Source organism: Nocardioides luteus (assembly GCF_014648595.1).
In the GTDB taxonomy this organism is placed as follows: Bacteria; Actinomycetota; Actinomycetes; order Propionibacteriales; family Nocardioidaceae; genus Nocardioides; species Nocardioides luteus.
Genome location: NZ_BMRK01000009.1, coordinates 187,908 through 194,288 on the forward strand (window position 1 = coordinate 187,908; position 6,381 = coordinate 194,288).

Here is a 6,381-nt window from a genome sequence, read left to right on the forward strand (position 1 = left end):
GGGTCGAGCCTGCCGAGGCCTCGGCAGGCTCGACCACCCATCGTTGTCACTCCGGGTCACTCCGGGTCGACGACCAGGACCTGCGCAGCCCTGACCACCCGGTCGCCGATCATGTAGCCGGCCTTGGCGACCAGCTTGACCGACGTCTCCTCGACCTCGGGGTCGGTGCCCATGTGGCTGAGCGCCTCGTGACGGTTGGGGTCGAAGACGTCGCCCGGCTCACCGAACTTCTTCAGACCCAGGTTGGTCACGATCTTCTCGAGCTGGTCGGCGACCGCCTTGAAGCCGCCCTCGACCTCGCCGTGCTCGCGGGCACGGTCGATGGTGTCGAGCACCTCCACGATCGGAGTGAGCACCTTGTAGGTCGCGTTCTGCGAGACGAGCTCGCGGTCACGGTCGACCCGCTTCTTGTAGTTGACGTACTCGGCCTGGAGACGCTGCAGGTCCGTGGTCAGCTCGGAGACGCGCTTGTCGACCTCGTCGGCGGCATCGCCCATGAAGTCCACGTCGCTGTCGTCACCGTCAGCCGCGGCAGCCTCGTCCTCGACCGCGTCCTCGGTCGTGTCGTCGGACACGACGTCGGCCACGTCGTCGGCCTTGTCGTCGATCTTCTCGTCGGCCTTGTTCTCGGCCAGATCATCAGCCACGTTCTCGGCCTCCTCGGTCCCCTCGGCCGCATCGGCTGGGGCTCCCTCGGCGGCGTCGTCCGAGCCCGAGGCGTCACTCTTCGGAGCGTCCACCTCGGAGTCCTCGGTCGACTCCTCGACGTCTTCGGTCTCGGGCGGCGGGGACTCGGAGGTCGTCTCCTCGACGACCTCCTCCGCCCCGCCGGAGCGGCGCTTGGTCACTTCTTGTCGCCCTCTTCACCCTCAGCAGGCTCGTCGACGATCTCGGCGTCGACCACGTCCTCGTCGGCCTCGCCGGTCGCACCGGTGGCACCGCCGGCAGCGGACTGCTCGGCCTCGGCCGCGGCGTACATGGCCGCACCCATCTTCTGCGAGGACTCACCGAGCTTGGTGATCGCGGCCTGGATGGCGTCCTTGTCGGCCTCGGTGTCCTCGAGGACCTTCTTCAGGGCGTCCAGGTCGGCCTGCACCTCGGTCTTCACGTCGTCCGGGACCTTGTCGCCGGAGTCGGTGATGAACTTCTCGGTGGTGTAGACGAGGCTGTCGCCCTGGTTGCGGATCTCGATGGACTCGCGACGCTTGGCGTCCTCCTCGGCGTACTGCTCGGCCTCCTTGACCATGCGGTCGATGTCGTCCTTCGACAGCGCGGAGCCGCCGGAGATCGTCATGGACTGCTCGCGGCCCGAGGCCTGGTCCTTGGCAGAGACGTGGACGATGCCGTTGGCGTCGATGTCGAAGGCGACCTCGATCTTCGGCACGCCACGCGGCGCCGGCGGGAGACCGGTGAGCTCGAAGTTGCCCAGCGGCTGGTTCTCCGACCACATCGGGCGCTCGCCCTGGGCGACCTTGATCTCGACGCTCGGCTGGTTGTCGTCAGCCGTGGTGAAGATCTCGGAGCGCTTGGTCGGGATGGTGGTGTTGCGCTCGATCAGGGTGGTGAAGACACCGCCCTTGGTCTCGATGCCGAGGCTCAGCGGGGTGACGTCGAGGAGCAGGACGTCCTTGACCTCGCCCTTCAGCACGCCAGCCTGCAGCGCGGCGCCGACGGCCACGACCTCGTCGGGGTTGACGCCCTTGTTGGGCTCCTTGCCACCGAGGAGGCTCTTGACCAGGTCGGTCACGGCGGGCATCCGCGTCGAACCACCGACGAGGACGACGTGGTCGATGTCCTTCAGCGCTACACCGGCGTCCTTGAGGACCGACTCGAACGGCTTCTTGGTGCGGTCGAGCAGATCGGCGGTGATCTTCTGGAACTCGGCCCGGGTCAGGGTCTCCTCGAAGTGGAGGGGACCGGACTCACCGTGGGTGATGTAGGGCAGGTGGATGCTCGTGTTCTGCGACGAGGACAGCTCGATCTTCGCCTTCTCAGCGGCCTCCTGGAGGCGCTGCGCGGCGATCTTGTCGGCGGCCAGGTCGACGCCGTTGGCGGCCTTGAACTTGCCGACCATCCACGTGACGATCGCGTTGTCCCAGTCGTCACCACCGAGGTGGTTGTCACCGGAGGTCGCCTTGACCTCGACGACACCCTCACCGATCTCGAGCAGGGAGACGTCGAACGTGCCGCCACCGAGGTCGAAGACGAGGATGGTCTGGTCGTCGCCCTTGTCGAGGCCGTAGGCCAGCGCGGCGGCGGTCGGCTCGTTGACGATGCGGGAGACGTTGAGGCCCGCGATCTCACCGGCCTCCTTGGTGGCCTGGCGCTGCGCGTCGGAGAAGTAGGCCGGGACGGTGATGACCGCGTCGGTCACCGTCTCGCCGAGGTAGGCCTCGGCGTCGCGCTTGAGCTTCTGCAGGACGAACGCGCTGATCTGCTGCGGCGTGAAGTCCTTGTCGTCGATGTTCACCTTCCAGTCGGTGCCCATGTGACGCTTGACGGACTTGATCGTCCGGTCGACGTTGGTGACGGCCTGGCGCTTGGCGACCTCGCCCACCAGCACCTCGCCGGACTTGCTGAACGCGACCACGGAAGGCGTCGTACGGGCGCCTTCGGCATTCGCGATGACGGTGGCCTCGCCACCCTCCAGAACCGAGACGACCGAGTTGGTGGTCCCGAGGTCGATACCGACGGCACGTGCCATCTTTGCTACCTCCGCTTGGTTGAAGCTGTGTGTAAGTGGTCTGTGTTGCCCCTGGGGTGAGCCCCGCGAGGCTGTTGCCCGAAGGCTGTTGGTCTGCGCCCCAGCGGCCGCTGCCGCCGAGTGTTGCAAACAAGTTGAGTCGATTCAACTCAACTTCGTTCACAGGCCACAACGAAGACTGTACGTGTCCTATTCCAACCCTTCGAACGGGGCCGCAGAGAACGCGCCTGTGGGCGACGAAACTCGAGTTTCGCCGCCCACAGGCGCGGTTTCGACCGGACCGATCAGGAAGGGATCCAGTCGAAGGTGTCCGGGTTGGGGCCGGAGCGGCCGGACTCGCCACGGTCGAGCGCGGCGAGGGCCTGGATCTGGTCGCCGGTCAGCTCGAAGTCGAAGATCGCCATGTTCTCCTCGAGGCGCTCGCGGCGTACGGACTTCGGGAAGACGATGTCGCCCCGGTCGATCTGCCAGCGCAGCAGGACCTGGGCGGGCGACTTCTCGTGAGCGGTCGCGATCTCGGTGACGACGGGGTCGACGAGCTCGCCGCCGCCCTGGCCGAGCGGCGACCAGGACTCGACCTTCGCGCCGTGACGCAGCGTGGCCTCGCGGGCGGCCTCGTTGGTGAAGTAGGGGTGGACCTCGATCTGGTTCACCGCCGGCACGACGCCGGTCTCGGCGACGATCTTGTCGAGGTGGTCGGGCTGGAAGTTGGAGACACCCACGGAGGTGGCCAGGCCGGCGTCACGCAGGCCGACGAGCGCCTCCCACGTCTTCGCGTACGTCCCGTCGTACTGCGTCGGCAGCGGCCAGTGGATCAGGAACAGGTCCACGTGGTCCAGGCCGAGGAGCTCCAGAGACTTCTCCAGCGACGCCTTCGCGTCGGCCGGGTCGTGGTTGGAGTTGTTGAGCTTGGTGGTGACGTAGAGGTCCTCGCGGGCGAGCCCGGCGTTCTTCAGAGCGGAGCCGACGCCGGCCTCGTTCTGGTACATCTGCGCGGTGTCGATGTGGCGGTAGCCGACCTCGAGCGCCTGACTCACAACCTGCTCGACCTCGTCCTGAGGCACCTGCCAGACCCCGAGACCGAACTGGGGGATAGAAGTGTCGTCGTTGAGCTTGATCGTTGGAACCGTCATGTCCCCCATACAACCAGGCGCCTCCACACCTGTTCCGGATCCTCAGCCGATCCGGACGGTCACCACGTTGGAGTGGGTGCCGGCATCGACGTCCTTCATCCGGAACTTGTGCTTGCCGACCCGGCCGGACTGGATGACGGTGGAGAACTGCCCTCCGATGACCGAGACGTCGGAGATGCCGAACTCCTCCCAGCCGGACCCGTCGTTGCGCTCCAGCCGGAGGATGGCGCCCTCGCCGCCGGGGTAGATACCGGTGATGGAGACCCGCTCCATCGGGGCGGCCTGGACGGTGCCGGCCTGGAGGGTGATCTCCTTCTTCGGCGCCTTCGTCTTCGCCGCCTCGTCCGCGTCGGTCTCCGACGTGCTCGTGGAGCTGGAGGCGGGCTTCTTCCTCGGCTCGCTGGTCGGCGAGGCGTTGAGGGTGATCGCCGGGCCGGTCGCCGTCTTCGTCGGCTTGGGCGAGGGGACGAAGAGCGAGGCGCCCCCGTCGGGCTCAGCCGCAGGGTCGACCGCCGCGCTGCCGCCGCCCAGGCCCAGCATGTTGACGCCGAGGAACATCCCGATGCCGACGACGAGGCCCACCCCGACCGCGACCGCCACCAGCGCCGTGACACCGGCTGCGATCGGGTGCTGCCCGCCCTGCTTCACATCTGCTCCTCAGCCCTGAGATACGGCCTGCCGCACTACCACCTCACCACTGTGTGGTGATGGTGACAATTCAGCCACACGTTCTCATCGAGCGCCAGAAAATCAGCTGATCAGCTGTTGCCGGCGGGCGATGGCGGCCGCCTCGGTGCGGCTCCCGGCGCCCAGCTTCCCGAGGATGTTGGAGACGTGGACGGAGACCGTCTTGGTCGAGATGAACAGCTGCTTGCCGATCTCGCCGTTGCTGCGCCCGGCAGCGACCAGCGTCAGGATCTCGCTCTCGCGCGGGGTGAGCGCCGTCGACGTGGCCTGCGGCTGCTTCACCGCGGTGACGCCGAGCGACTTCAGCTCGTCGAGCAGCGGCTGCAGGCCGAGCCGCTTCGCGGTCTCCCGGGCCTTGTCGGCGGTCGCCCGCGAGCCGGGTACGTCACCGAGAGCACGCTGGATGACGGCGTAGGAGGTGCGGACGGCGGCCAGGCCCGGGACGTCGCCGTAGGCCTCGACCAGCTGCTCGGCGCGCGCCCAGGCGGCCAGCAGCGTCTCCTGGGCAGGAGCGTCGATACCGGCCAGCCAGTGGACGCGGAGCACCTCCGCCTCCAGTCGCGCCGACCAGGCCCGGCCCTCCGGGCCCCACTCACCGGGCTGGTACTGAGCGACCACCTGCTCGCCGTCGCTGCGGAGACGGTCGACGGCCTCGACCAGCGCCGGCCACCTCGCAGCAGGCAGCGACGGCAGCAGCAGCGCGATGCCGGCGGCGGCTGTCACGGCCAGCCGCACCCGGCCGCCGAACCACTCCGTCCAGAACTGCGAGAGCGTCTCGACGGTCTCGGCGTAGACGCCGAGCACCCGCTCGGCGTCACCGTCGCGGGCCGCTGCGGTCATCTCCACGATCGAGCCGTAGAGGGCGATCAGGCCCTCCTGCGTCCAGAACGGTCGCAGCGCCGCGGCCGCGGCACCGAGCTGTGCACCCTGGGCCTGCTCCATCATCATCCGGAGCACGTCGAGGAGCGCGACCGGGATCGGCGGGGCGTCGGGCAGGTTGCCGCCGGAGAGTGGCATCGCCTCGTCCCACTCCCCCCGCACCATCTGGATCCGGACGATGTCCGCTCGGGCCGCCGCAACGTAGGGAGACCACTGCAGCGACGCACTGCCGGCGTCGTCGACCACCGCCCGGAACCAGGTCAGCGCCTCGGTGTGGTCACCGGCCTCGTCGTAGGAGCGGCCGAGCGCGAACATGCCCCGGCTCACCGCATGGGTCGACCCGACCCGCCGTGCCTGCTCGATCGTCTCGCGCAGGACCTGCCGGAAGCCCTCGACCTTGTCGCCCGCACCCACGCCGGTGCGGACCTTGAGCATGGACAGGCTGGTGGCGATGTCGGAGGCGAGCTTGGAGAGGCTGTGTCGTTCGGCGATCTCGATGCCCTCGAGCCCGACCGCCTCGGCCTCCTCGCTGCGCCGGAACATGACCAGCGTGCGGGTGCGAGCCGCCAGGACCGCACAGCGGACCTTCGGCTCGGCGTCCTCGGGAAGTGCGGTCATCGCGTCGCGGGAGTAGGTGAGCGGGTCGCCGTTCTCCATGAGGAGCGCGGCCTCCGCCCTCGTGGCCAGCAGCAACGCCCGGCCGACCGAGGGTCCGACCGGGATGGCGTCGAGCCGCTCGGCCAGGATCGCGTCGGCACGTGAGGGCAGACCGGCCAGGATGAGGGTGTCGGCGGCTCGCTCGTAGACCCGGTCGAGGTTGACCGCGGCCGCCTCGGCGACCTTCGGGTCGGCGGCCAGGCCGAGCGCCTTCTCGTAGTGGTGGGCCGCCTCGCCCACACCGCTGACGTTGCGGGCCTCCTCGGCCGCGGCGATGCGGGCACGCAGCGCGGTCGCGAGGTCGCCGGCGCGCCGGGCGTG

Annotated in this window: 5 protein-coding genes; all 5 read right to left on the minus strand. The window is 68.8% G+C overall.

The window, feature by feature from the left end; translation table 11 throughout:
- Nucleotides 1-56: 56 nt before the first annotated feature.
- Nucleotides 57-848 (minus strand): nucleotide exchange factor GrpE, encoded by a 792-nt coding sequence (grpE, locus tag IEY81_RS13465; RefSeq protein ID WP_189118982.1) that lies wholly within the window; start codon nucleotides 846-848, stop codon nucleotides 57-59.
- Nucleotides 845-2,704 carry a molecular chaperone DnaK gene (gene dnaK, locus IEY81_RS13470; protein WP_189118983.1) on the minus strand — a complete coding sequence of 620 codons (1,860 nt, stop codon included), beginning with the start codon at nucleotides 2,702-2,704 and terminating at the stop codon, nucleotides 845-847. The genes grpE and dnaK overlap by 4 nt, the downstream gene beginning before the upstream one ends.
- Before the next feature lie 284 nt (nucleotides 2,705-2,988).
- The gene (locus tag IEY81_RS13475) at nucleotides 2,989-3,837 is read right to left on the minus strand and encodes an aldo/keto reductase (protein ID WP_189118984.1); all 849 of its coding nucleotides are present in this window, start codon (nucleotides 3,835-3,837) and stop codon (nucleotides 2,989-2,991) included.
- Between the two features lie 42 nt (nucleotides 3,838-3,879).
- Nucleotides 3,880-4,485 carry a hypothetical protein gene (locus IEY81_RS13480; protein ID WP_189118985.1) on the minus strand — a complete coding sequence of 202 codons (606 nt, stop codon included), beginning with the start codon at nucleotides 4,483-4,485 and terminating at the stop codon, nucleotides 3,880-3,882.
- Nucleotides 4,486-4,587: 102 nt separating this feature from the next.
- On the minus strand, nucleotides 4,588-6,381 hold a 1,794-nt coding region (locus tag IEY81_RS24530), incomplete at its 5' end, for a response regulator transcription factor (RefSeq protein ID WP_276529626.1).